Consider the following 24,196-nt stretch of genomic DNA (forward strand, 5'->3'; position numbering starts at 1 on the left):
TAGGTTATCTGGAGGAATGAACGATGAAAGCAATGGTGATAGATCAATATGGCAAAGCCCCAATGCACATGGCAGAATTGCCTACACCTGAAATTGATGAATATGAGGTACTTGCTGAAATCCATGCAGCAAGTATTAATCCGATTGATTTTAAAATCCGTGATGGGAAAGTAAAGCTGTTAATCCACTATAAAATGCCACTGATCCTTGGAAATGATTTTTCAGGAGTCATCGTAAAGGTTGGCGAAAAAGTGACGCGCTTTAAAGTAGGAGATGAAATTTATGCACGTCCAAGGAAGAGTAAAATTGGTACTTTTGCGGAATATATCTCGATTCATGAAGATGACATAGCCCTAAAGCCTAAAAATTTGAGCTTTGAGGAAGCTGCATCAATCCCACTGGTTGGCTTAACGTCATACCAAGCTTTACATGACATCATGCAATTACAAAAAGGTCAAAAGATTTTAATTCATGCTGGCTCTGGTGGTGTAGGTACCTTTGCTATACAACTAGCAAAAGTAATGGGCGCCTCAGTGGCAACAACGGCTAGCGAAGCTGGTGCAAACCTAGTTACATCTTTGGGTGCAGATAAAGTGATTAATTATAAGAAAGAAAACTTTGAAGCTATACTGAAAAATTATGATGCAGTCTTTGATACGCTTGGAGGAAAGACCTTAGAAAAATCTTTCGAGATTATCAAGGATGGTGGGAAAATTGTCTCCGTATCAGGCACGCCGAATGCACGTTTCGCCAAAGAATATGGTTCAGGATTTTTCAAAACATTATTATTTTCAGCAGCAAGTCATAAACTGACCTCACTTGAAAAGAAATATCATGCTCAATATTCCTTCTTATTTATGAAACCAAGTGGCGATCAATTACGCATAATCGCCAATTTAATTGAATCTGGTAAAATCAAACCAGTCATTGATAGAACTTTTTCATTTGAAGATGCTCAAAAGGCGATGGAATATGCGGAGTCAGGTAGAGCAAAAGGGAAGATTATCGTAAAAATGAAATAGCCTTTATATTGTATTTTGTTTGTAATAACCGCAAACCTCAAGGATTCTCCTTTTATAGGATAGATGTAGCCCAATATTGAGATGAGCGATGGTTCACCACTTGCGTTCTTTGAAGGTAAATATAGCAAAGTTAGTCAGCCAATAAGTTTATAATTACCTATCTCCTAAACAATAGAAACCATCGTTTGAGCATTATTTGTTCGAACGGTGGTTTTGTCTTTGGTTCAAGTTGGAAAATGGATTGCTTAATTGCTGTAATTATGGACGTTTTTATTCAATCCAAAGGTTGATAAAATCACATCATACTACAAGTAGGAGTGATATCAATGGATAAGGTACGTTATAAAGTAAGAGAAGTGTTGGATAAGAACAAAATTGAGGCATTTTTGCAGCAAGCCCGCATTGGGCATTTGGGTATGGCTGATGGTCATTTGCCGTATGTTGTCCCCCTTAATTTTGTGTGGACAAATGGAGTGCTTTATTTCCATGGAGCCACTGGCGGGAGACGAAATCAAGTGATGGAAGAGAATCCAGAGGTTTGCTTTACGGTTTGTGATGAATATGGAACCATTACAAATCCAGTACCTGCAAAGACGGACACGGCTTATATGAGTGTCATGGTTTTTGGCAAGGCTCAGCCTATTTTCGATTTGGATGAAGCGACACACATGTTGCAAGAGATGATAAATAAATATGTACCTGGTTACTATAATCGCCCCTTATCCCAGCAACACGTGGACAAATATCGATCAGCCGTTTTCGGAGGGCCTGTTCAAGTTTACCGTATTGATCCTCAACATATTACCGCGAAAGAAAATCCAATTGCCTTAGGGGAGATGTTCAATATTGAGAAAATCCCACATACATAGTATTGGTTTTCAGAAATTAGTACATCAAATCACTGCAAGCACCACTAACTCTAGTCAGATGTAGCTTTGGAATAAAGATGGATTAACAAATAGCTCTTAATCCTTATCTAATAGCAACATCAAAAACTCCATTTTGAAAAATTGATCAAAATGGAGTTACTCTCTTTAGATAAGTATGAGATTTTTATAAAAAAGTTTGATCATTTTTCAGCTATGTTGTTCCACAATTGCGCCCGATTGTTGAATAACGAGTGCCATTACAAGGTTATGATCTGCAATACTCACAAAAGTCGCTTAGGGAACTTTATTATTCCATTTTATGTCTATATTGAAAATTGAAAGTTTAATGGGGGCATCATTATGTGGGTCATATTAGGTCTTATCGCAATAATAGCAACTTTTATTAACCTTTATATGTATGCAACAGGCAAAGACTACAAGCTTGCGATGGCAATGGGATTATCATTTACAGCATTAACGCTATGTGCAGAAAATAGTCTAATAGCTAATTGGGTAAAAGTAGAAGATTGGACAGCTTTATTGGATGTTGTACCTACTATGGAAAAGTCGTTATGGATACTTACAATTATTTCCATCCTACTTAATATAACACCGATACTTTTAGATTGTAAAAAGAAAAAATAAATTCCCTAAATGAATTCAATGGTTTTAGTAGATGCACATAGCGAAAAGTTTATCGATTTATTTGCAGTATTTAATTAAGCAGGGGCTATACAACTCTATACAAAAAAACGTTTCCAGTTTGGGCATACACCAAAAAGGCACGAATGTTGTTAAATAAACATTTGTGCCTTTTCGATAGAACAATTAATTATACAGTTTTCTATACATATGGCATAAACAGTTGAAGTAGCAGCGTTTATACTTGCGGAGCTTGTTCAAAAATTTGCATAAAAACTTGAATAGCATTTCTTATCGTCAAAAGTGTTATTCAACAATATGGCCCTTTAATGGCAACGAGCGCTGAATCTTTGTTACAGAATTGCGCCCGAGTGTTGAATATTGAATGAAATGATAACCAACCTTCAGTCATCTTTCTCTATATATTTTATTTCGCATCAGAATTGAATCGTATTAACGTTAAAATTGAGAACAATGGGAAAATCAAATATATAGACATAAAACCACCAAGAGTAAAGAACCAAATATCAATGCAACCCACCAAAATTAAACCGATAACATTTGTTAGAACAAAAGAAAGTATTTTGTTTTTTATTCTATTAGTTAAATAAATTTCAATAGGGACTACAAGGATAATAGTAAATAAATAGATTCCTAAATAGAGCAGTACAGAAAGCAGTATTTTCTCAGCCGTCGAAGGAGGCATTATATCCGATTGGAATATTCTCTCGATAAACACGATACTTAATGTGGTAACTAATGCTACTATTATCGGGAAAAAAAGTATCTTTGCTATAGAAATCTTTCTCATTCAGTCACCTCTTTTGTTTATTATAATCCAGTCTTTAAGATGACGGCTAACCTAAATTTCTTTAAAGGCGTTATTCCACAATCTGGCCCGATTGATGAACGTTTGTTGAACATCCTTTTTTTAATAGCCCCTAAAGTAAACCTCAAACTTTTATTTGGTAATGAAATATTAAAGCATGATTTATTCATGAATCTTACCTAATAAGTAGTCTCGATGCTTCAAACTTAAATCAAAGTATTTAAAAGTACCTTCGTGTATTTGTTTCAACACTTGATAAAAAACTCGATAGGCAAAATCGTATTGTGATTTTGTAATCCAATTATTGTGTAGAGCCTCTTCTAATTCATCTTTATCTTTTTCAATGATTTCTCCAGTTCGTAATACAACAATATCTAAAAATAAGTCCAACATATAGGGTTCTCCATTCTCAACGCCATTTTCATATGTGATATCTATGTACCACTGAATAATTTCTCCATTTTCATTAAACATTGATGTAATAGCGAAATTTTCATTGAGTGGTAGTTGTTGTAACCATAAGTAATTGTTATCAACAATACAAAGCTTTTTAATTAAATATTCAGTTATTAATGGTTCTTTTACTTCATTCATTTTTATAAGAGCAATAAATCCGTTAAAATCTTTGTGATTTATCTGCTCTAAAGAATAGTCGCGTTTTATAATTCTAGTCCAATCGTTTCTATGTAAAAACCGCTTTTTCAAAAGATAATCGCTCCTCAATTAATGTTATTGGTAAATTATAACATACTAGTGAGTTTAAAATATATATAACATATCCGTAGAGTTTTGCACCATTGCAAAAAAATGTTATTCAACAATCTGGCCCGTTCGTAATATGAGGTTAGCCAGTTTTTTCTGGTTGACCTTTTTCTTTTAGGTCTTATTATAACGGTAGTCGGGGTAGAACGTCTGGCCCGTGGGACTAGATCCCGTCCGCAAAACTGTTCACCCCCTACTTGTATAAACATGTTTCGAGCTGGTTGGGACAAGGATCCCGTTTAACAAGCGAACCTATGACATTACAAGCAGCTTTAGGGGTTACCGACGAATTTAGTTTTCTTTAGGAGGAGATGTAATTATGAATCCAGTCGTTGGTCTGGATGTTTCAAAAGGAGAAAGTCAGGTTCAAGCCTTTTTAGATAAAGGCAAACCATATCGTAAGAGCTTTAGTATTAAACATACTCTTGATGGTTTAGGTAGTTTATTAGAATTTCTAAGGGAAATAGAGAAACTAGCTGATGGTAAGCAACCTTCGGTTATTTTAGAATCTACAGGTCAATATCATATGCCTGTCATTCAATTTTTGGAGGAGCAACAATACGTTTATATTATTGTAAACCCACTCATCTCTCATCGAGCTAGAAGTACAAATTTACGCAAAGTAAAGACCGATGCCATTGATGCCTATCAACTATGTGAACTGTATTACAAGGAAGAGTTAGAACCATATAAAAAAAGAGGCATACACCTCTTAAATCTTCGTAATCTCACTAGACAACAAGAAACAGTATCAAGCACAGCTGTACAAACAAAATTACAGCTACAATCAATCTTAGATCAAATATTTCCTGAATATAGAGGTGTCTTTGGGGATCTCTATTCAAAAATTTCGTTACAGATTCTATCAATCTTCCCAACCTCCAAAGAGGTTTTAAGTGTTAGCGAATCGGATCTTACTAATAAAATTGCAGAATTATGTACAACCCGTTCAGAAAAATGGGCAAAAGAAAAGGCAATTAAATTGAGAGAAGCTGCATTACGTAATCCATTTCAAAACAACTTGTACCAAAGCCATATCTTTAACCTAAGAATGTTTATTAACATTGTTCTTCAATATCAAGAGCATCTATCGAAGTTAGCAGCAGAAATAGATGCCCTCGCTAAAGAAATTGAAGAATATGAGATAATCCAGTCTATCCCTGGTGTTGGAGAAAAGATTGCGGCAACAATCATCTCTGAAATTGGAGAAATAGAACGGTTTAACCATCCTAAAAAGCTAGTAGCATTCGCCGGGATAGATCCTAGCGTTTACTCTTCTGGCCGGTTTACTGCTTCCATCAATCGCATAACCAAAAGAGGTTCTAGCAGGTTAAGACAAGCGTTGTTTATGGCTGTACAATGCGGTATAAGAGATGCACGTAAGCAAAAAACAAGTGAAGAAATAATCCCTAGAAATAAGAAATTAAGAGAGTTCTACAATAAAAAACGCGAAGAAGGGAAGCCTTTTAGAGTAGCCATAATTGCATGTGCTAATAAGCTTTTACATTGGATATATGCCCTACTAAAAAGAAAAGAAGCCTTCCAAAATTCGGTTTAAAAATCACATTTAAGTACATTGAGAAAAACCTTCCAATTTTAAAGAGGAAGGCTTATTTGCTGTACCCTTTTTTAGTATATCATGCGAGTTTTAATTTTTTTATTGAAAAATCTTGACAACTATTAGCTGGTTTTGTTGACAAATCCTGCATATCAACACAGGATTTTTTTATCAAACTTAATATGAATGATCAATCTTTGTTTTTAACGATTAATCATTTTTATAAAACTCCTTAGAGGTTATTTTATTGTACCTAATTTTATGGACTGCTAAAATTCGTAGTTTTGGATGTTTTTTATCAATCCGTATTACGTTATGCTAAGACCGTTCATTTATTAGCAAGGAGGGGAAGTGCTACTGTTTAGTTCAGGGAGATTGACATTTTATCAAATAGCGGCAAGTAAAGTGTTACTTGGAATCAAGCAAATTGAAATTTTAAGGGAATGACACGTTACATAAAGAAGGCTAATGACAATAGGAAAACGACATTCTACAAGGGAACAGTCCTTAAAGGACGAGAATACGTGATGAATTTCTAGTATGAAGAAGAGATTAAAATAATTTGTAGAAAGGAAGGAAAGTGTATGAACTCAACATACGTTTCACTGAATGTACGGGATTTCCTGTCGCCCACCATCGCTGCTTTTATATCTGTCTTAGTTAACTATGGGGGCACTTTTATCTTGGTGTTTCAGGCTGCCAAGGTTGCCGGTCTAAGTCCAGAAATGACTGCATCATGGATATGGTCGATTTCCATTGGTGTGGGGGTAACGGGTATCTGGCTAAGTTACCGATATCGTGAACCCATTATTACAGCTTGGTCAACACCAGGCGTGGCGTTTCTTGTTTCGGCTTTAGCTGTTACCCCATATGCTGAAGCCATTGGAGCTTATATTATTTCTGCAATAGCATTTGTTTTGTTAGGTTTATCAGGTATGTTCGAACGTTTTGTCCAACTTATTCCTCCAGGTATTGCTTCAGGTCTACTGGCAGGTATTTTATTACAATTTGGTATTTCAGCCTTTGGTGGTGCGAAAGTGGAACCTTTACTTGTCATCGTCCTGTTTACTACGTATATCGTATTAAGAAGGTTTACATCTCGCTATGCAATTGTCGGTATTCTAGTCATTGGCTTGATTTATTTAATAAGTATGGGGCAGGTAGATTTCAGCCATATCGAGTTGGCCTTCGCGTCTCCTGTATTTGTTACGCCAACATTTTCTCTACATGCATTATTGGGTGTCGCTTTGCCGCTTTTTATTATTACCTTAACAGGACAGTACATGCCAGGCATGTTAGTGTTGCGAAATGATGGATTTAAAACGAGTGCCAATCCGATTTTGATTGTAACAGGATTGGGATCACTCCTGACAGCACCCTTTGGATCGCATGCTTTTAACATAGCAGCAATTACAGCAGCGATCTGTACAGGGAAGGACGCTCATGAGGATTCAAGAAAACGTTATATTGCAGGTATTGTCTGTGGCATTTTTTATATAATTGTCGGAATTTTTGGGGTAACATTGGCTGCATTGTTTTTAATTCTCCCAGCTACGTTCATTGCAACATTAGCGGGATTAGCGTTGCTAGGCACAATTGGTAGTAGCCTTGCCAATGCTTTAACAAATCCTATTGGACGCGAAACAGCACTCATTACTTTTTTGGCAACAGCCGCAAATGTTACTTTACTTGGAGTTGGCGGGGCATTTTGGGGGCTTGTAGCTGGTTTGGGCGCACATTTATTAATGAATGTTCCATTGCTCAGAAAACAGCAAAGTATAAATGAGGGACAACAAATTAGACAAAGATAATATCACTACGAAAGGTGGTTTTTAACATCGATACGACAAAATCAATAGAAGCCTTCGAAATAGCAAAAAAACTTATGCCTGGTGGGGTAAATAGCCCAGTGAGAGCATTTCAATCAGTTGGGATGGAGCCAATTTTTATGAGTCACGGGAAAGGCTCAAACATATATGATATTGATGGCAATCGCTATATAGATTATGTTCTATCTTGGGGGCCATTAATTCATGGACATGCAGATAAGGAAGTTTCAGATGCACTTCTTGAAGCCATCAAGAGGGGGACAAGTTTTGGATTGCCAACTTTACAAGAAAATAAGCTAGCAACATTAATAGCTACTCGCATACCTTCCATAGAGAAGATTCGAATGGTTAATTCGGGTACAGAAGCGACAATGAGCGCCATTAGACTAGCTAGAGGCTTTACTGGCAAAGACATGATTGTGAAATTTGATGGAAACTATCATGGGCACAGTGATCATCTATTAGTAAAGGCAGGCTCAGGAATTGCTACCTTCAGCCTTCCTGATAGTCTGGGTGTACCTATAGAGATCACTAAGCATACAATCTCCATACCTTATAATAATATCGAAGTCCTGAAAAAGATCTTTGATAAATATGGCTCACAAATAGCAGCAGTCATCGTAGAACCGTTTGCAGGCAATATGGCGGGAATACCAGCTAACCCTGAATTTCTTCAAGCAATACGTTCTTTCACTACAAAGTATGGTGGACTATTTATACTCGATGAGGTCATGACTGGTTTTCGTATAGATTACCACTCTGCTCAAGGGCTTTATAACATAAAACCAGACTTAACATGTTTAGGAAAGATCATTGGTGGAGGGATGCCTGTTGGGGCATATGGTGGAAAAAAAGAAATCATGAATCACATTGCACCTGAAGGTAGTATTTATCAGGCTGGAACCTTATCGGGTAATCCAATCGCTATGGTAGCAGGGTATACCACAATCAATAAATTAAATCATAACAGTTATACGTATATCGAAGCGTTAGCTGAGCGGCTTATTCAAGGCTTATCAAAAGTAGCTCATAACAATCATATTCCACTTAAAACAACGAAAGCTGGGACAATGATTGGCTACGCATTCATCGATCATCCCTTACAAAATTTTGATGATGCTCAAAAAATAGATGCTGAGATGTTTCGCCGTTTTTATAAAGAAATGCTTAAACAGGGTATACTTCTACCTCCTTCTCAATATGAAAGCATATTTATCTCGACTGCTCATTCCATACATGATATTGATAGAACGATTCATGCTGCGGATCTAGCCTTTAAAAGGATGTCGTGTAATTAGATGATGCAAAGTGGACTACAAACATCCTATATCTATAAAATGATCGATTTGATAGTATAATACTTATTGACGGTACAAAACGATTAATTTTCGCATATTTTAACAATCTCTATTCTAACTGGAAGTGAATTGAATGTTACAAGTTAACCGAGACGATAAAAATCCTATATGGCAACAGTTACTTGACCAAGCTATTCATCATATTACAACAGGCAAATGGCCACCAGGGGAGTTACTTCCTCCATCCCGAGAACTCGCCTTATTAGTAGGTGTTTCACGCTCAACCATACAAATTGTTTATGAGGAATTATTTAGTCGAGGATATACTGTGACAAATTGGCGTGGAGGAACAAGAGTAAGTGAATGGGGATTTAAAACCAACTTGGCAGAAGAGGTGATTCCTCAAGGACCATCTACGCCAACATTACCTTTATTAAACGTGGCAGTTGATGAATTAAACAGTTGGTTTAGAGGCAAAGAAAATGGAAACGTCGCAATCGATTTTTGTCCCCATGAGCCGTATTTGGACGAGCATTTCCGAAAAACTTGGCGACAATCGTTTTTACAGGCTTCAGCAGAAACAGATCTGACCAATTGGGGCTATGGCGATGCCTACGGTTTCACACCGCTCCGTGAACAGATTCAACGTTACCTGACATTTGAAAGAGGTGTACATGTAGAGATTGACCAAATCATCTTAACCTCTGGCGCCCAGCATAGCATTGATCTCATTGCCCAAGCCCTTCTTAAGGAAGGAGAAACGGTTTCTGTTGAAGATCCAGGCTTTCCTGCAGCCTGGATGACCATGAAATATCGGCGTATGAATGTTGTTGCTGTGCCCGTGGATGAGTATGGCGTACAAGTAGAGCAGATTGATCCACAAACCAAGCTTATTTTTGTTACACCTTCTCACCAATGCGCGGTTGGTGTCATAATGTCTGAGCCACGCAAACAACAATTGCTGCAAAAATCCGCGAAAAATCAATTCTGGATTGTAGAAGATGATTATGATGGTGAGTTTAGGTATCGAGGTGGCCCGCTTCCTACCTTGTTTAGCCAACAACCTCACAACACATTATATATGATGAGTTTTTCTAAAATGGTTGCTCCTGGCATACGAATATCGGCTGTTATCGGCCCCAAAGATGCTATTCGCCAGCTTGCGCAAGTACAACAATTAACCTATCGGCATCTTCCCATTATGGAGCAATTAACGCTTGCTCATTTTATTGAGCACGGTCATTTTATGCGTCATATGAGGAGAGCCAGAAATGTCTATCGACGTAGACATGAAGCGATGACAAAGGCAATCATGGCGACAGGACTAGCCGAACGTTTCAAGCTAAGTGGCATTGAAACGGGTTTGCATATGCTTCTTGAGGCGGAAGAATCGTTTGATGAAGAAGCAATGACGAACCTCGCACTCGAAAATGGGATACGTGTTTATCCACTGAGCAAGTATTGCTTAGAAAATAATCGAAAAGGATGGGTACTAGGCTTTGCTAAAATTGATGAGCAAGCCATTGAGGAAGGCATTTTTCGTCTTGCAAAGATCCTCTTGCAAGAAACGTAATCATTAGCCGGGCATAAAGGGAATTGGGGGTTGCGATACTATGCCATACATTCATGAGTTTGGAATCATTGCTTGTATAGAAAAAGACAAGGAGTATGCTGCTTATGAACCTGAAAAATACAATTGCATTGGTGTAGATGGTGACCTCTTTGATGAACTGCTTTCTAAGGATTTTGGCAAAAAAATACATCACCTCGAAACTTTTGCACACAACACAAATAGGCCATTTAAAAGTCTCGCCTATTGGGGGATAACCTTGATACCACCAAGCTCTCATAAACAATTTTTAAATATGGTGAGTGAAGCCAATGTCGAATACCAATCTGCAGAACTTGAAGAATTAATCAAAAAAATAGCTGATGCAATAAAACAAGATAAATTGATGATTCATTATGGTGTTTAATTTTTACCAATACATACAGGTAAGGGGAAGAGGCGATTGTTCAATTAGAGCAATCGCTTCTTATTATTAATGGGGAGATGAATGACAGTTCCCTGAAAAGTTTCAAAAATTTTGAACGAAATGCAACAATGTTGAGTCTAATGAGAGAAGGAGGCGAAAAAGGATGAAATTTGAATTAGAGCAGCGTGCTATACGTGGAGATCAAGAAGCGATACTTTCACTGATTGAAATGGATGAGGATATTTTATATCGCATGGCCTTTACATATATGAAAAATGAGCAAGATGCTATGGACGTGATGCAGGAGCTTGTTTACAAGGCACTCAAAAAAATGCATACCGTTCAACAGCACGAATATGCCAGAACATGGCTTGTGCGCGTCTTAATCAATTGCTGTAAAGACCATTTACGAAAACGTCCGCCGACTGTTCAGATTGAGGAACACCACTTATCTGAATGGGTCATCTACTCAGATATGGAGAGATTATTGGAACATTTATCTTTGTCAGAGCAGCAACTCGTCTATATGAAGTATTTCCAGCAATTGAAAAATAAAGAAATTGCTGAGCTCAATCAAATTCCTGAGGGTACTGTGAAATCGAAGCTTCATCACATTTTAAAGAAGCTTAGAAGCTTTGCTAGAGAGAAGGAGGACTGGCTATGAGTAAACCATTAATTGACGTTCCAAAGGAGAAACTGCAACAAGTTCGCATGGACATGTTTCGAAAGGTTCAACGAGAAAAAAGAAGAAAGAAGCGCATTGTTTCGGTTGCATGCATCTCCATGCTTTGCCTAAGCCTTCTCTTTTCAATTCGCGTCTCGCCAACGATTGCTAGTCAAGTTGCCAAAATACCCGGCTTTCAAGCAATTGTAACAGCGATTGCAATAGATAAAGGAATAAAAGATATTGTAGACCATGAATACTATGAAGAAATCAATGTGACGCAATCTAGAAAAGGTCTAGCACTTACATTGCAGGGCGTGATTGCCGACAATTTAGGATTTGTCCTGTTCTATGACGCTGATGCCTCATTTGATATTTCAAAATTAAACTTAGAGAAAGTTCAATTGTTTCAAGGAGCTGAGGAGATTGAATGCGGCTGTACGTTTACCATGAATGCTAGCAATCAAACATACATCTCTTCATCTGTGAAATATAGTTTTTTAAAGCCTATCGCCTATACTTCCAAGGATTTTAAAGCAGTCTTTCACTTTCAGGATGAAGAGAAAGGTAACATTGTAATATCTTTACCGTTTTCACTGAAAAACGAGATCGCAAAGGAGAAAATTTTTACTGCAAATCGTACGATCGATGTCAATGGGCAGAAATTTACGATTACACAAATTCGTCGTTCGCCATTAAAAGTGGCACTCGATATTGAGGTAGCCAAAGATAATACAATGCAACTATTAGCGCTAGATGATGTTGCCATCATGACAGAAAGCGGTGAACGTAGAGAAAGTATTAGAAATGACATTTCAACAGACGGGAATATTCGCGATGGCAAATTTACGCTCTATTTGCAAAGTAATTATTTCGATGATCCAGCGTCATTGACGGTTATGATTGGCGCCGTTCAAGCTGTGCCAAAGGGTGAGGATTTTATCGAAGTTGATTTTGGCACAAAAGAGATACTCACGAAGCCTACTTATTTTAAGGGGGACATTTCAATAGTGAAGCAAAGTGTAGCAGTTAAGATGAAAAAAAATAATGAAGGCAAATTATTAATGCTCTCTGACGCCATAAAAGAAAATGGCACGCCATTAGAATTCAAAAGTTTGACTATTTCTCGAGACGAGCAGTATGTAGTGGAGACATCACAATTTGAAGAATATAATGGAAAAGCTAAGCTATATTTAAACTATTACCCTAATCCGATTGGGGAGAATATTGAAGTAAACATTCCATTGCAATAAAATGCAGCAGCTGTTCAAAAAGACGAACCTTTTTGAATAGCTGTTTTGCTATTTTGACTGCAAGGGTTGGGGGCTTCTTTTCTGAACAACTTGATAGATGATAGATTAAAGAGGCACTTGATTTAGTTATAACAGAGGTAACGATATGTTTAGATTCGAAGCGGTTATCTTTTCTAGAATTAGTTACATAGCTAGCTCTTTTTTCTTTTTGAACTTACAATGGTTGTAGAGCGATGATGGTATAATTTAAGTAAACTTACTTTAAACGGAGGTGGAAAATGGACTCTTTAGAATTAAACAAATCAAAATATACGGTCTCTAATATCAAAGACATTTTGCAGAATAAGCTTATTCTTGCAAAACCGTTGACTAAAGATGACATCAAAGAATTAAAGCTAGTCAATCCCCCTGTATACAATAAAGAAAAGTATCTTATTCAGGAACAGTGGTTATACAGCATGAATATTGGGGAATGGGAGGATGTAGAGATTATTATCCAAGGAAATAATGAAAATCCTGAGGTGAGAATAATCGAACTAGCAGAAAGAATTTTCGATGAACTCCATTTACATATAAGCCGCGCATTGGCGTATTTACATAAGTTTTTTCCTAATCAAGAAATAAACAGTTATTATTTATCCACAATAAGCTTTGGAAATATGGCTAACTTTGATAGTTATATCTTTTCAGGCTTTAGTTTAGATTTTATTTATGAGGGTCACTTTGAGTTTCAGTATAAAGTGAAATTTAAAGAAAATGGTTGGCCTATTGGTTTTGAGGGTGGACCACTTTAATTCAAGGGGGAAGAAATAGTTATCCCATGACAAAATCGTTTTGAAAAGAGGGAGTTGAATGGAAGGTTTTTTCTTCATACTGATAGGCTTTTTAATTGTTGTTGCAAATGTGATTGGGTTTGTATTCTACAAAAAAAAGAAAAATCTATATAATGCTGCTTTTATCATTTTACTACTGGCAGGTGTGTTTGGTGGACTAGGAAGTGTATTAGCACTAATTATTATTCGTGATCCCTTTGCGTTATTCTATGGATTGAACATTGCCTATTACTTACTCATTAATAGTTTGATTGTATTTATTCTGGCGATTTTAGTTACGATCATTAAAAAATATACTAGTAGTAGAACCATATAATTAACTATCGTGGTGCGTGAGCATTGAGTTGTTTATGAACGAATTACTATTAAAAACGTTAGGTGGGACGCTGTGCATAACTTGTTAGGAAAGGTTATTCTTATCACAGGTGCAAGCTCAGGTATTGGATTTGCCACGGCTGAGCTAGTGGCAAAACACGGGGCTAAAGTAATTATCAATTATCATACAAATGTGGAAGGTGCCAACGAAGCTGTCCAACGAATTCAAGAACAAGGTGGAGACGCCATTGCTATTCAAGCTAATATTGTGAATAAAGAAGAAGTGAACGCAATGATTGAGCAGGCTATTTCTACATTCGGCACGATTGATGTTTTAGTGAATAACGCTGGAGGCGGCATCCGTCAAAGTACTTTTATGGAGATGAGTGAAGAGCTATGGGAAGAAACATTCAGGCTAAATGTCAATAGTGTGCTCTTATGCTCTCAAGCTGTATTAAGACATATGATTCCGAAGAAATGTGGAAAAATTATTAATGTCTCTTCTGCAGCTGCACGTATTGGTGGGGCAGGGGAAAGTATTCATTACGCATCTGCTAAGGGAGCTATCAATACAATGACGATTGGTATGTCCAGAGAATTAATTGAATATGGAATTATCGTGAACGGGGTAGCGCCTGGAATGGTAGAGACACCCTTTCACGATAAATTTGCTCCTAGCGACAATCGGCTTGAACGAATGGCTTCCGCTGTACCAATTAAACGAGCTGCAGCGCCTAAAGAGATAGCAGAAGTAATTGCCTTCCTTTCTTCTGATGCCTCAAATTACATCCTTGGAGAAATTATACATGTGAGTGGCGGTAGATAAATAAAAAATAGGCAAATTATTATTGCTTTCGTCTATTATACTAACAGTCGTAAATTTCGGATTCTAAACAAGCTCCACCTTAGATGTCCTTAAATTTGGGGGCAAAAAAGGTAGGACTTGTTTCGCTTATTTTATTAAATCCGACACTACTTGAACAATTAAGAACAAAAAAATGATTGGTAAAATAATTTGAATCCATTTTGTTTGGATATACGGAACGATCTTTAAACCAAAGAAAGAGCCAGCAATAGAGCCAAGTGAAACAGGGATAGCAATTCCCCAATTAACAATGCCAGTAAAGTAATAAAAGAGAAAAGCACCTGTACAGCTTGATAACGAGAGCATTCTTGTTAACTCGACTGCTTTTAAATAATGGTATTGTTTTTTCAAGAAATAGGTTATATTCATTAGAGCTGAGCCTGGTCCAAAACCACCGTCATATATGGAAATTGCAAATGGAATAAGCTTGTTCAAGGGTTGTTCCTCTGTTTCTTTTACATCTTTGACAATCCATTTATTACTGCAAAGGACAATCAGAAATGCAAAAATTAAGCTTATACAAGCGACGACATTCATGATTTGTTCCGATAAGAGGATTGCGAATAATGCCCCAAATACTCCACCTATACTAGCAACAAACATGAAAGAAAAATATTTTTTTACAGATAAATGTCCTTTTATGACAAATGAAACAACATTTGATAGGGCTGATAAGCCTGTCGCAAATTTATTAACAGCAACGGTTGTATGAATTGGAATGCCGACGAGCAACAATGAAGGCATCAAAATAAAGCCTGCTGCACCAAAAAGAACGCCTATTATGGCTGCGAGTAAACCAATTGTAAATAAAATAACTCCTTTTACTGTTAACCATTCATGTAGTAAAATTTCCATTCAATCACCTCTATACTTAAATTACTGATAAACTATACATAAAACAAATATATAATTATTGCTTATTCATAAATATTATTTATGGATAGAAAGGTTGGGATGGAATGAATTTACATGCATTGAGGATCTTTACGAATGTAGCCAAGCTTGGGGGAATTACTGCAGCAGCGAATAGTATGCTACTAAGTCAACCTGCTGTTACCATACAAATTCGAAAATTAGAGAATGAAATAGGGGCAAAATTGATTGAAGGTAAAGGGCGTGGAATTCAATTAACGCCAGAGGGGAAGTTTTTATACGAGCAAGGCATGCGTTTATTTTACTTAGAAGCACAAATCGATGAGAAGCTTGGTAAGTTTTTAGCAAAGGAAGACAAAATACATATTGCGTCCTCTTACATCCCTATTAATTATATACTTCCGCCTATCATAGCTAAATACAAGCTTGCGCATCCTCAAATTGAATTTTTTGTATCGTTAGGCAATGTTCAATCTGTGGAGGAGCAAGTTCTGAATTATGAAGTAGATTTTGGCTTTGTCGTTCAAAGTAAATTTGGTCATGAAGATTTACAATTTGAAAAGGTATTGGATATCCCGTTTTGGTTTATAGTCCATCCTTCACATCCTCTAGCAAATCAAACTGTCTCCATCTATGAATTATCGAACGAGGACTTTATTTATCGGGAACGTGGTAGCTCGACACTCGATTTATTGGAGTCCATTTTTTACACATTTAATGCGCCATTACCTAAATTAGGGCTTCAGATGCAGGGCTTACACGAATCCATAAAAGTAGTGGAAGCGGGGTACGGCATGACTTTAGCTCCGTCCTATAGTGTGGCTGAAAGTATAGCAAACGGGAAACTTGCTCAAGTGTATGTTGAGCAGGCAGCTATTCAGCAAAGTTTATTTATTTGTTCTCGAAAAACCGATCTCATGGAGCAACCATTTTTGCAATACTTAAAAACGCATTTAAATGCATTAAACTAACCACTTTATTTGCCATAAATAAGACTTCTCTAAATTTAAGTGAAGAATTTAGAGAAGTTTAATTATGATGATGATTAACACAGAAAATTCAGAAAAATAGTATTATAAAAGTATTTTTCCTTCTATTGAAACAACTGCTGCTCCTGCTACTTCAATAACAGCATTCTCCCCATCAGGAGTGATCGTGACATAAAGAGTCCCAGGTCTATTAATCGTATGTCCTTGCCCAATTACTAATTGATGTTTTTCTTGTGGAGCTAGTATATTTTCTAGATATAAATAACCACCTAATGCACCGTTTGCTGCCCCTGTAACTGGATCTTCATCAATCCCTATATTTGGGCAAAAATCTCTTGTATAAATATCAAATTCCCCATTGGTGTCAAAGGTAAAGAGGTGAGTGGTTGATATGTTAAAATGATTGTTCATCTTTTTAAGCTCATTTAATTTAGGTTCTGCTTGATCAATTGCTTGACGTGTTTTAACGGGAACCATAAGATGTGGGACACCTGTGTTCGCTATTTTTATCGGGTATCGATCATCAATGTCCGTTTCCTCTAAACCCACAAGGTCCGCAACGACTTCAGGGCTAATGTCTATACTTTTTACATGGGGACGTACTTGAGTCATGGACACGCTCTTTAAGTGATTGTTTTCCGTAATCCATTTTACAGGAATTAGTCCAATGTTTGATTCAAAGATTATTTTCTCGTCCTTATCAATCCAATTGTACTTATTAGCCATTAACCATGCTGTACCTAACGTAGCGTGACCGCAAAAGTCAACTTCTTTTGTAGGAGTAAAATATTTTATTTGATAATCTGCATTGTCATTTGTTGATGGTAAAAGAAAGGCCGTTTCCGAAAGGTTTAATTCATTGGCTATGTTTAGCATTTCCTCATCTGTTAAATTTTCTGCATGAGGTATGACGCCAGCTGGATTTCCTCCAAACGTTTCTGTGGTGAATGCATCAACATAAAAAAACTCTACCACTTTTTTCATTGCTATCTCCTCCTTCATTCTAAGATTATTGTAGTATGATAGAATTGATAAGTAAAATTCATGTTTTTAATCTTAAACATGAGGAAGTCGAATGGAAAGTTAAATCTTATACGGAGGTTAGTTTGTGAACCTTTTGCAAATAGAAATATTCGTCAAAGTAGTCGATATTGGAAATTTCACAAAAGCAGGAGAAATATTGGCGATGACACAATCGGGCATAAGCCATAATATCGCTTCATTAGAGTCAGAACTCGGTATTAAACTTTTGAATAGAGGAAGAAACGGCATCTCATTAACAGATAGTGGAGAACGTATCATCAACAATATGAGAAATATCTTATCCGAAGCAGAAAGCATTAAACAAGAAGCGGCTTCTATTTTAGGAATACAAAACGGAAAAATAAATATTGGCAGCTTTTCAAGTTTCGCTTCAAAAGTGTTGCCAACGATCATATCACGGTTTAAAGGAGAGTTTAAGGGAATTGAAATCGATTTTTATGAGGGGAGCTATGACCAAATTACACGTTGGGTAGAAGAGGGGAAAGTGGATATAGGTTTTACATCTTTAAGTAACCCTATGGATCATTTGGAGGCTACTACCATAGTAAGAGATAGATTAGTAGCAATCGTACCGATTCATCATCATCTTGCCATAAATGAACAAGTAAAGGCGGAAGAACTTCAAGGGGAGGCTTTTATTATGCCTCAGCTAGGATGTGAAGTGAGTGTTAAGAAGTTTTTACAGGAACAAGAGGTATCCCCAAACATAGAGTTTAATGTGGAAGAAAATCAAACAATCATTGCAATGGTACGTGAAGGATTAGGCATTACAATCATACCAGAACTAGCTTTACCCTATAATTTAGCAGGTACCATTGTAAAACCTCTCTTACCCGAACCTTTCCGAGAAATAAGCATCATTACTCGCTCAAAGAAGCAACCCCTTCCCGCTGTCAAAGAGTTTATAAAAACAACCATGGATTGTATTAAAGAATTACAGCTATAAGAATTCTGTGTCCATTGCGATTGTTCATCATCATTGTGCTTTTCTAGAAGCATAAAACATACCTACGTAAGAGCATGTTTTGGTTCATTTTTTCAAAACATGCTCAAATCAAGGTGATGATATTTAGTAAAGAACACGCCATAAATAGAAGGTAGCGTAGGATTCCCAGTTTTTCCATGGTATCGAGAGCGCTAAAATTTCCTCTTTCGTAGGCTTTTGGTTCATATTACGTAATGTTTTTATTGAATTAATCAGACCTACATCATCGATTGGAAAAGCTGTCTGAAACCGTAGGCAGCGCATTAGCACGTAATTGGCTGTCCAAGGTCCGATTCCTCGTATTTTGATTAAGCTTTTTTCTGCCTCTTTAAAATTCATTTTCATTAATTGTTCCTTCGATAATTCTCCGCATGCCATTAATCTTGCAATGCCAATGATATATTCACTTTTTTTAACCGTCATTTTAATAGCTGCTAGGTCAGTAGGTTCTAACTGTGCAATTCGTTCGTATGGAGGGAATACCCAATACTTTTTACCATTCCATTCGATAGAATCGCCAAAGCTTTCTACAAATTGTCTCTTTAAAGAGTAGGCAAAGGCAAGGTTGATTTGTTGCCCTAAAACGCCCCAGCATAACGCTTCAAATAAATCGGGAATGCCGATAACTCGTAATCCATAGAATTTTTGGGCAGGTATTTGAAGTAATGGATCTGTATTTGCCATTTCATAAAATGGCGTTAAATCGTTATCAAGATCAAACCATTCAATTATATATGTTGCAATTTTTTCCCTCTCCCTCTTTTCAATAGGCCTAGAACCATTTAGGAATTGAACAACCATTTGTTGATTATCGATTACGCTTATCTGTACTAAAGACTGCATTTCTCCAATGGCTATCACTTTTGTGATGATATTGTTCTCTATTTCATACAGGCATTCATTTTTTTCTCTTGTTAAATAGCCTAGATTTGCATTCATATCAAAATTTGCTGGTAAGGTAATGATCATCACATCGTCAACGTCATGCCATATCACTTTTTCATTCTCCTTTTCAACTACACAGTTTGTTAGTTTACTTTATCATAAAAGTAGCTTTACTCATTTTGTTATCTTGCTATTCCATTCTAAACGCCTTATTTTTTTCTATTGATGAGGTTATAGTGTTAGTTATTAAGAAGGCTAAGGAGGGAATAAAAATGGTCCAAGATATTCAAACACGTGTTGGCAGCTTGGAGTGGGATTCCATTCAACATGAACTAGATAAGCAAGGATTTGCAAAGCTTCCAGTAATTTTAACAAAAGAGGAATGTGAATTCTTAATAGGGTTGTATAGTACAGAAGAGCCATATAGAACGACCATTAATATGACCAGGTATCGCTTTGGGGAGGGGGAATACAAATATTTTTCCTATCCATTGCCTGAAATTATCCAAAGTTTAAGAGAGTCCTTTTATCAAGAATTGGCCAAAACATCTAATCGATGGTTAGGTTATTTAAAGAAAACAGTACATTTTCCAGCTCAGCTTCAAGATTTTTTGAACACTTGTGAAGAATTTGAACAAACTAGACCGACACCGTTACTCTTAAAGTATGAAACAGGTGGCTTTAATTGTTTGCATCAAGATTTATATGGCGATGTGTTTTTCCCGTTTCAAGTAGTATTTGTATTAAATCAACGCGAACAAGACTTTTTTGGTGGAGAATCCCTCCTAGTGGAACAAATTCCACGTGCTCAGAGTAGGGGACATGTCATTACGTTAGATCAAGGCAGTGCGCTCATCTTTCCTACAAACCATAGACCTGTTCTAGGGAAAAGGGGATATTATAAACATACGGTTCGTCATGGAGTAAGTACGATTACTGCTGGAGAACGATACGGTCTTGGCATCATTTTTCACGATTCTAAATAAAAAAACTTCAATATCTTGCTATTCCATATCTAGAATTGTACATTGTGAATTTTTAGGGAGTATATTGTAAGGAGAGGTGAGATAAATGCTGGATCCTATGAATGATGAAAATGATATTTTAAATAATGTAGAAATGATGACAGATGAAAAATGGCAAGCCATTATCACGAATGATACAGCGTACAACAATCAATTTTTTTATGCTGTCAAGTCAACAGGGATATTCTGTAAACCATCCTGTAAGTCTCGCGTTCCGAAAAAAGAGAATGTATGTATTTTTGCAACCGCAGAACAAGCACTCCAAGCAAATTTTCGCCCTTGTAAACGTTGCAAGCCTACTAATGAAAATTTGCCTGATAGCGAGTGGGTTGATATTATCACAGCATACATTGATCAAAATTTCGCTGAAAAATTAACGCTCGAATCATTAGCAATGATTTGTCATGGGAGTCCCTATCATATGCATCGAACATTTAAAAAGATTAAAGGCTTGACGCCCATTGAGTATATACAACAAGTTCGCGTACACGCGGCTAAAAAGTATTTGATTGAGACGAATAAAGCAATAGGCGATATTGCCATATGTGTGGGTATGGCGAATGCACCCTATTTTATTACTTTATTTAAAAAGAAAACAGGTGAGACCCCAGCGCAATTTCGTCAAATGAGAAAAATGGAGGAAATGAATGATGGAAATAAAAAATAAACCAACCCTCTTTTGGTCTTTACTCAAGTTTGAGGATTGGCATTTTTATATTGCTGCTACCTCCAAGGGCCTTGTGTTTGTTGGTTCACAGAACAAACCAATCGAGGAAATGTTTGAATGGGCGAAGAAACGCTTTCCAGGAAGTCCTTTTGTTGAAGATGAGGAAAAGCTTGAACCCTATGTCAATGAAATCATTCAGTATCTAGCAGGAAAGAGGAAAACCTTTACTATCCCATTTGAGTACGTAGGTACGCCATTTCAGCTAGCAGTCTGGCAAGCACTTTGTGAAATTCCTTATGGGCAGACGAAATCCTATTCAGACATTGCCCATGCTATCAATAAACCAGCAGCTGTTCGTGCTGTTGGAGCGGCTATTGGGGCTAATCCAGTGTTACTTACTGTACCGTGCCATCGTGTAACAGGAAAGAATGGCTCTTTAACAGGCTATCGGGGCGGATTAGCAATGAAGAAATTGCTCTTGGAACTTGAAAAGCGAGGTTCATCTAGCAATGCGTAATACTTGCTTTACATGGAATGGAGGTTTCGTATGAAAAGCGAATTATTCTATAAGCATCCAAAAACCATTTTGAATAAAGGAACTGGCTTTCTTTCTGGCTATACGCATTCGCTCAATCCTTATACAGGCTGTTCATTTGGATGTTCTTATTGCTATGTACGTCAAATGCCTGTATCTCTTTTTCGAGAAGGGGAATGGGGTAGTTGGGTCGATGTTAAAAACGGTGCGGCTAATGTATTAAAAAAGGAGCTTCATCGTGCTAAAGCCAAAGGGCCTGTAACCATTTTTATGTCCTCAAGTACAGACCCGTATCAGCCAATAGAGCATAAGGAAAAAGTGACGCGATCTTTACTAGAGGTTATGCTAGATGATCCCCCTGATTTCTTATTTGTACAGACGAGAAGTCCACTTGTCAGTCGAGATATTGATTTGCTGCGACAATTTAAAGAAAAAGTGCGGGTAAGTATGACAATTGAGACAGATTCGGAAACGATACGTAAACATTTTACGCCAATGGCACCTCCAATCCAAGCGCGTTTTAAGACATTGGAAAAATTAGCAGCTGCGGACATACCGACCCAAGTTGCTATCGCTCCCATTTTACCAAGTGGAGAATATTTTCCTTTGAAATTGAAGCAACTCGTCGATCGGATATGTATAGATGACTACTTCATGGGAGATGGCAGTGGTGGAAAACGCACAAGAAAACTTGAGATTGAGAAAAAATATGACCAACTTGGTTTAGAAGAATGGTATGGACCAGATGTAATAAAAAAAGTATACAACCGATTTATTGAAATCTTTCCAGAAAATCATGTTTATATAAGTCAGGCTGGGTTTGAGCCGTAAAATGCTGTAATAGATGGATTATAAAAATAGCCCCAATACCCATCTTTACTGAAGTGAGTATTAGGGTTTCTTCACATGATAGTATGATTAACGTTTGTTTTCATTTTGAATTTGACTGAAATCTACTTCTTCAGCAAACTCTTCTCTGTTTTTACGCTCATTGTTAGCATTTTGATTTTGATTCTGCTGTTTTTTGTTGTCTTGCGTTTTATTATTTTTATGTTTATTATTTCCCATTTTCATCTCACCTCCACCATTAGTGTGAGTGGAAGATGTTTTTTTATCCGTAGAACTTACATTTAATTCTTCAAGTAATGTGCTTTACTTTATTAAGGAGTATAGTATGAATGAAAATTATCCAAATTTAAATCTACGGTTCAAACTATGGTAGGAAGTAATTGATAATGATAGCAGGTGGTTTATAAAAGGGCTATCACGCTGTTTGAATTACGACATTGACAAGACGAGAAAATAATTATTATAGTCGATTAAAAATTGAAGCATACAGGAATGTCTTATATTTTTCCAGAAGATGTGAGGAAATACAAACTACATAGGTTTAGTCTTGAATGTAAAATATTTGATTTAAAGTATATTGCATTGCTAAAGTCGTATGCAATCAGGATTTAGGAATCCAACCAAGTATTTTTCATAAGATCTATTTTTTACATTATGCTTAAGGAGGCATCGTAGTGAACCAACACAAAATAATTATTACGCAATATACCCCCCAATACGCTGAACAAACAGTTGCTATGTGGCGAGATAGTAAGGAGCAGGCGATTGGTCAAAAAGAAATTCATACCTTTGAAAGTCATGTATATTTCTTAAATCATCTATTAGCTGAGCAGTTTCACATCGATTTAGCGTTAATAGATGAAAAAGTAGTTGGCATGATTGCCTATAACGAAGAAGAAATAAGCCAACTATATATTCATATTGACTATCAAGGGATGGGCATAGGTCATACATTACTAGATAAAGTAAAGGCACAATCAAAAGGGCGATTAACTTTATACACATTTGAGGTTAATGAAAATGCCCAACGATTTTATGAAAAACATGGATTTAAAATCATAGGGAGAGGACATGAAAATGAAGAAAATTTAGCTGATATTCAATATGAATGGATAGCCAAATAAAAAATTTCACTAACGAGCTACTAAAAAGCGTTGTACATTTTGTATATACGCTTTTTTGTTTTTGATAAGATCTAAAAATGATGAAGATGCAAACAATTTCCTTAACAGCTAAGATCACTCGAATGAGTAGTAGTCGAGCTTAGTTGCTTTTAATGCTCTTAAGAAGTTAATCAGTATCATCTGGTATAATAGAAAATAGATTTTTTTAGAACGGAGTAGGCAATACAAAAAATATCTCGATATTTGAAAAAGTTTACAGAAAAATGAATGCCTATATTACACTAACGCAATTAAAGGCACTGTAGAAAGTACCAGAGGATGGAAAAGAATATGTTAGTTAATTTCTCAATCTTTAAATCTTATTAGTTCAAGAGGAATTGATATTTAAACAAAAGGACACCCTTTTGTAGGATGTCCTAAGCTAACTTTTTATCTATCTGATTCAACCATTCTAATACGATTTACGAGTGAAAATTTAACCTGGAGGTGCCTTAACTTATCTGAT

General features: G+C 36.6%; 26 protein-coding genes. 20 read left to right on the top strand and 6 right to left on the bottom strand.

The genetic code is table 11. The features are described from left to right. The first annotated feature begins 23 nt into the window (after nucleotides 1–23). From B3D98_RS08370 to B3D98_RS08380, 3 genes are all read left to right on the top strand, one after another. Nucleotides 24–1,022 (top strand): NADP-dependent oxidoreductase, encoded by a 999-nt coding sequence (locus B3D98_RS08370; RefSeq protein WP_288582337.1) that lies wholly within the window; start codon nucleotides 24–26, stop codon nucleotides 1,020–1,022. Nucleotides 1,023–1,348: 326 nt separating this feature from the next. Beyond that, complete coding sequence (locus tag B3D98_RS08375; protein ID WP_066036685.1) at nucleotides 1,349–1,891, top strand: pyridoxamine 5'-phosphate oxidase family protein; 543 nt, start codon at nucleotides 1,349–1,351, stop codon at nucleotides 1,889–1,891. A 360-nt stretch (nucleotides 1,892–2,251) separates the two neighbouring features. Beyond that, nucleotides 2,252–2,536 (top strand): hypothetical protein, encoded by a 285-nt coding sequence (locus B3D98_RS08380; protein ID WP_259950213.1) that lies wholly within the window; start codon nucleotides 2,252–2,254, stop codon nucleotides 2,534–2,536. A gap of 424 nt (nucleotides 2,537–2,960) precedes the next feature. Here B3D98_RS08380 and B3D98_RS08385 read toward each other — a convergent pair whose 3' ends face one another. Further along, nucleotides 2,961–3,344 carry a hypothetical protein gene (locus B3D98_RS08385; protein ID WP_004224262.1) on the bottom strand — a complete coding sequence of 128 codons (384 nt, stop codon included), beginning with the start codon at nucleotides 3,342–3,344 and terminating at the stop codon, nucleotides 2,961–2,963. A 180-nt stretch (nucleotides 3,345–3,524) separates the two neighbouring features. After that, on the bottom strand, nucleotides 3,525–4,067 hold the full coding sequence (locus B3D98_RS08390; protein ID WP_259950211.1) for a DUF402 domain-containing protein: 543 nt from the start codon (nucleotides 4,065–4,067) through the stop codon (nucleotides 3,525–3,527). Nucleotides 4,068–4,443: 376 nt separating this feature from the next. Between B3D98_RS08390 and B3D98_RS08395 the strand changes: the two genes are divergently transcribed. From B3D98_RS08395 to B3D98_RS08440, 10 genes are all read left to right on the top strand, one after another. Further along, on the top strand, nucleotides 4,444–5,682 hold the full coding sequence (locus tag B3D98_RS08395) for an IS110 family transposase (protein ID WP_288582342.1): 1,239 nt from the start codon (nucleotides 4,444–4,446) through the stop codon (nucleotides 5,680–5,682). Between the two features lie 584 nt (nucleotides 5,683–6,266). Then, nucleotides 6,267–7,493: a benzoate/H(+) symporter BenE family transporter gene (locus tag B3D98_RS08400; protein WP_081011023.1), complete on the top strand. Its 1,227-nt coding sequence runs from the start codon at nucleotides 6,267–6,269 to the stop codon at nucleotides 7,491–7,493. Nucleotides 7,494–7,507: 14 nt separating this feature from the next. Next, a complete protein-coding gene (hemL, locus tag B3D98_RS08405; RefSeq protein WP_376748062.1) occupies nucleotides 7,508–8,809 on the top strand; it encodes a glutamate-1-semialdehyde 2,1-aminomutase in 1,302 nt (433 codons plus the stop codon). Nucleotides 8,810–8,942: 133 nt separating this feature from the next. Then, complete coding sequence (locus B3D98_RS08410) at nucleotides 8,943–10,382, top strand: PLP-dependent aminotransferase family protein (protein ID WP_066036688.1); 1,440 nt, start codon at nucleotides 8,943–8,945, stop codon at nucleotides 10,380–10,382. Nucleotides 10,383–10,422: 40 nt separating this feature from the next. Next, nucleotides 10,423–10,785 (top strand): hypothetical protein, encoded by a 363-nt coding sequence (locus B3D98_RS08415; protein WP_288582346.1) that lies wholly within the window; start codon nucleotides 10,423–10,425, stop codon nucleotides 10,783–10,785. A 163-nt stretch (nucleotides 10,786–10,948) separates the two neighbouring features. Beyond that, on the top strand, nucleotides 10,949–11,449 hold the full coding sequence (locus tag B3D98_RS08420; protein WP_115673645.1) for a sigma-70 family RNA polymerase sigma factor: 501 nt from the start codon (nucleotides 10,949–10,951) through the stop codon (nucleotides 11,447–11,449). Next, nucleotides 11,446–12,702 (top strand): DUF4179 domain-containing protein, encoded by a 1,257-nt coding sequence (locus tag B3D98_RS08425; protein WP_288582349.1) that lies wholly within the window; start codon nucleotides 11,446–11,448, stop codon nucleotides 12,700–12,702. Before B3D98_RS08420 ends, B3D98_RS08425 begins: the two co-directional genes overlap by 4 nt. 278 nt (nucleotides 12,703–12,980) lie before the next feature. After that, on the top strand, nucleotides 12,981–13,496 hold the full coding sequence (locus B3D98_RS08430; RefSeq protein WP_288582351.1) for a hypothetical protein: 516 nt from the start codon (nucleotides 12,981–12,983) through the stop codon (nucleotides 13,494–13,496). A gap of 58 nt (nucleotides 13,497–13,554) precedes the next feature. Next, complete coding sequence (locus B3D98_RS08435) at nucleotides 13,555–13,851, top strand: hypothetical protein (RefSeq protein ID WP_048393027.1); 297 nt, start codon at nucleotides 13,555–13,557, stop codon at nucleotides 13,849–13,851. 72 nt (nucleotides 13,852–13,923) lie between these two features. Then, nucleotides 13,924–14,676, top strand: coding sequence for an SDR family NAD(P)-dependent oxidoreductase (locus B3D98_RS08440; protein ID WP_288582354.1), 753 nt, complete (start codon nucleotides 13,924–13,926; stop codon nucleotides 14,674–14,676). Nucleotides 14,677–14,802: 126 nt separating this feature from the next. Here the strand turns inward: B3D98_RS08440 and B3D98_RS08445 are convergent, their stop codons facing one another. Then, a complete protein-coding gene (locus B3D98_RS08445) occupies nucleotides 14,803–15,570 on the bottom strand; it encodes a sulfite exporter TauE/SafE family protein (protein WP_269898423.1) in 768 nt (255 codons plus the stop codon). A 104-nt stretch (nucleotides 15,571–15,674) separates the two neighbouring features. Here B3D98_RS08445 and B3D98_RS08450 point away from each other — a divergent pair, with 104 nt between their 5' ends. Continuing rightward, complete coding sequence (locus B3D98_RS08450; protein ID WP_288582357.1) at nucleotides 15,675–16,559, top strand: LysR family transcriptional regulator; 885 nt, start codon at nucleotides 15,675–15,677, stop codon at nucleotides 16,557–16,559. Nucleotides 16,560–16,661: 102 nt separating this feature from the next. On the opposite strand, the gene B3D98_RS08455 is transcribed toward B3D98_RS08450, so the two are convergent. Continuing rightward, complete coding sequence (locus B3D98_RS08455; protein WP_281216396.1) at nucleotides 16,662–17,561, bottom strand: PhzF family phenazine biosynthesis protein; 900 nt, start codon at nucleotides 17,559–17,561, stop codon at nucleotides 16,662–16,664. 124 nt (nucleotides 17,562–17,685) lie between these two features. Here B3D98_RS08455 and B3D98_RS08460 point away from each other — a divergent pair, with 124 nt between their 5' ends. Further along, nucleotides 17,686–18,567, top strand: a complete 882-nt coding sequence (locus B3D98_RS08460; protein ID WP_288582360.1) for a LysR family transcriptional regulator — start codon at nucleotides 17,686–17,688, stop codon at nucleotides 18,565–18,567. Nucleotides 18,568–18,690: 123 nt separating this feature from the next. On the opposite strand, the gene B3D98_RS08465 is transcribed toward B3D98_RS08460, so the two are convergent. Continuing rightward, nucleotides 18,691–19,602 carry a DNA-3-methyladenine glycosylase 2 gene (locus tag B3D98_RS08465; protein ID WP_288582362.1) on the bottom strand — a complete coding sequence of 304 codons (912 nt, stop codon included), beginning with the start codon at nucleotides 19,600–19,602 and terminating at the stop codon, nucleotides 18,691–18,693. A gap of 161 nt (nucleotides 19,603–19,763) precedes the next feature. Here B3D98_RS08465 and B3D98_RS08470 point away from each other — a divergent pair, with 161 nt between their 5' ends. The 4 genes from B3D98_RS08470 to B3D98_RS08485 all read left to right on the top strand — a co-directional run bounded on the left by B3D98_RS08470 (nucleotide 19,764) and on the right by B3D98_RS08485 (nucleotide 22,549). Then, nucleotides 19,764–20,477, top strand: coding sequence for a 2OG-Fe(II) oxygenase (locus B3D98_RS08470; RefSeq protein WP_288582364.1), 714 nt, complete (start codon nucleotides 19,764–19,766; stop codon nucleotides 20,475–20,477). 85 nt (nucleotides 20,478–20,562) lie between these two features. Further along, entirely contained in the window at nucleotides 20,563–21,183 is a 621-nt protein-coding gene (locus B3D98_RS08475) for a bifunctional transcriptional activator/DNA repair enzyme AdaA (protein WP_259419463.1), read from the top strand. Continuing rightward, complete coding sequence (gene adaB / locus B3D98_RS08480; RefSeq protein ID WP_259419687.1) at nucleotides 21,167–21,700, top strand: methylated-DNA--[protein]-cysteine S-methyltransferase; 534 nt, start codon at nucleotides 21,167–21,169, stop codon at nucleotides 21,698–21,700. The genes B3D98_RS08475 and adaB overlap by 17 nt, the downstream gene beginning before the upstream one ends. 30 nt (nucleotides 21,701–21,730) lie before the next feature. Next, nucleotides 21,731–22,549 (top strand): SPL family radical SAM protein, encoded by an 819-nt coding sequence (locus B3D98_RS08485; protein WP_288582369.1) that lies wholly within the window; start codon nucleotides 21,731–21,733, stop codon nucleotides 22,547–22,549. Between the two features lie 87 nt (nucleotides 22,550–22,636). Here B3D98_RS08485 and B3D98_RS08490 read toward each other — a convergent pair whose 3' ends face one another. Continuing rightward, nucleotides 22,637–22,786 carry a hypothetical protein gene (locus B3D98_RS08490; RefSeq protein ID WP_016992948.1) on the bottom strand — a complete coding sequence of 50 codons (150 nt, stop codon included), beginning with the start codon at nucleotides 22,784–22,786 and terminating at the stop codon, nucleotides 22,637–22,639. A 455-nt stretch (nucleotides 22,787–23,241) separates the two neighbouring features. Here B3D98_RS08490 and B3D98_RS08495 point away from each other — a divergent pair, with 455 nt between their 5' ends. Continuing rightward, a complete protein-coding gene (locus B3D98_RS08495) occupies nucleotides 23,242–23,691 on the top strand; it encodes a GNAT family N-acetyltransferase (protein ID WP_288582372.1) in 450 nt (149 codons plus the stop codon). The last annotated feature ends 505 nt before the right edge of the window (nucleotides 23,692–24,196 follow it).

Source organism: Lysinibacillus sp. UBA5994 (assembly GCF_002429725.1).
Lineage (GTDB): Bacteria > Bacillota > Bacilli > Bacillales_A > Planococcaceae > Lysinibacillus > Lysinibacillus capsici.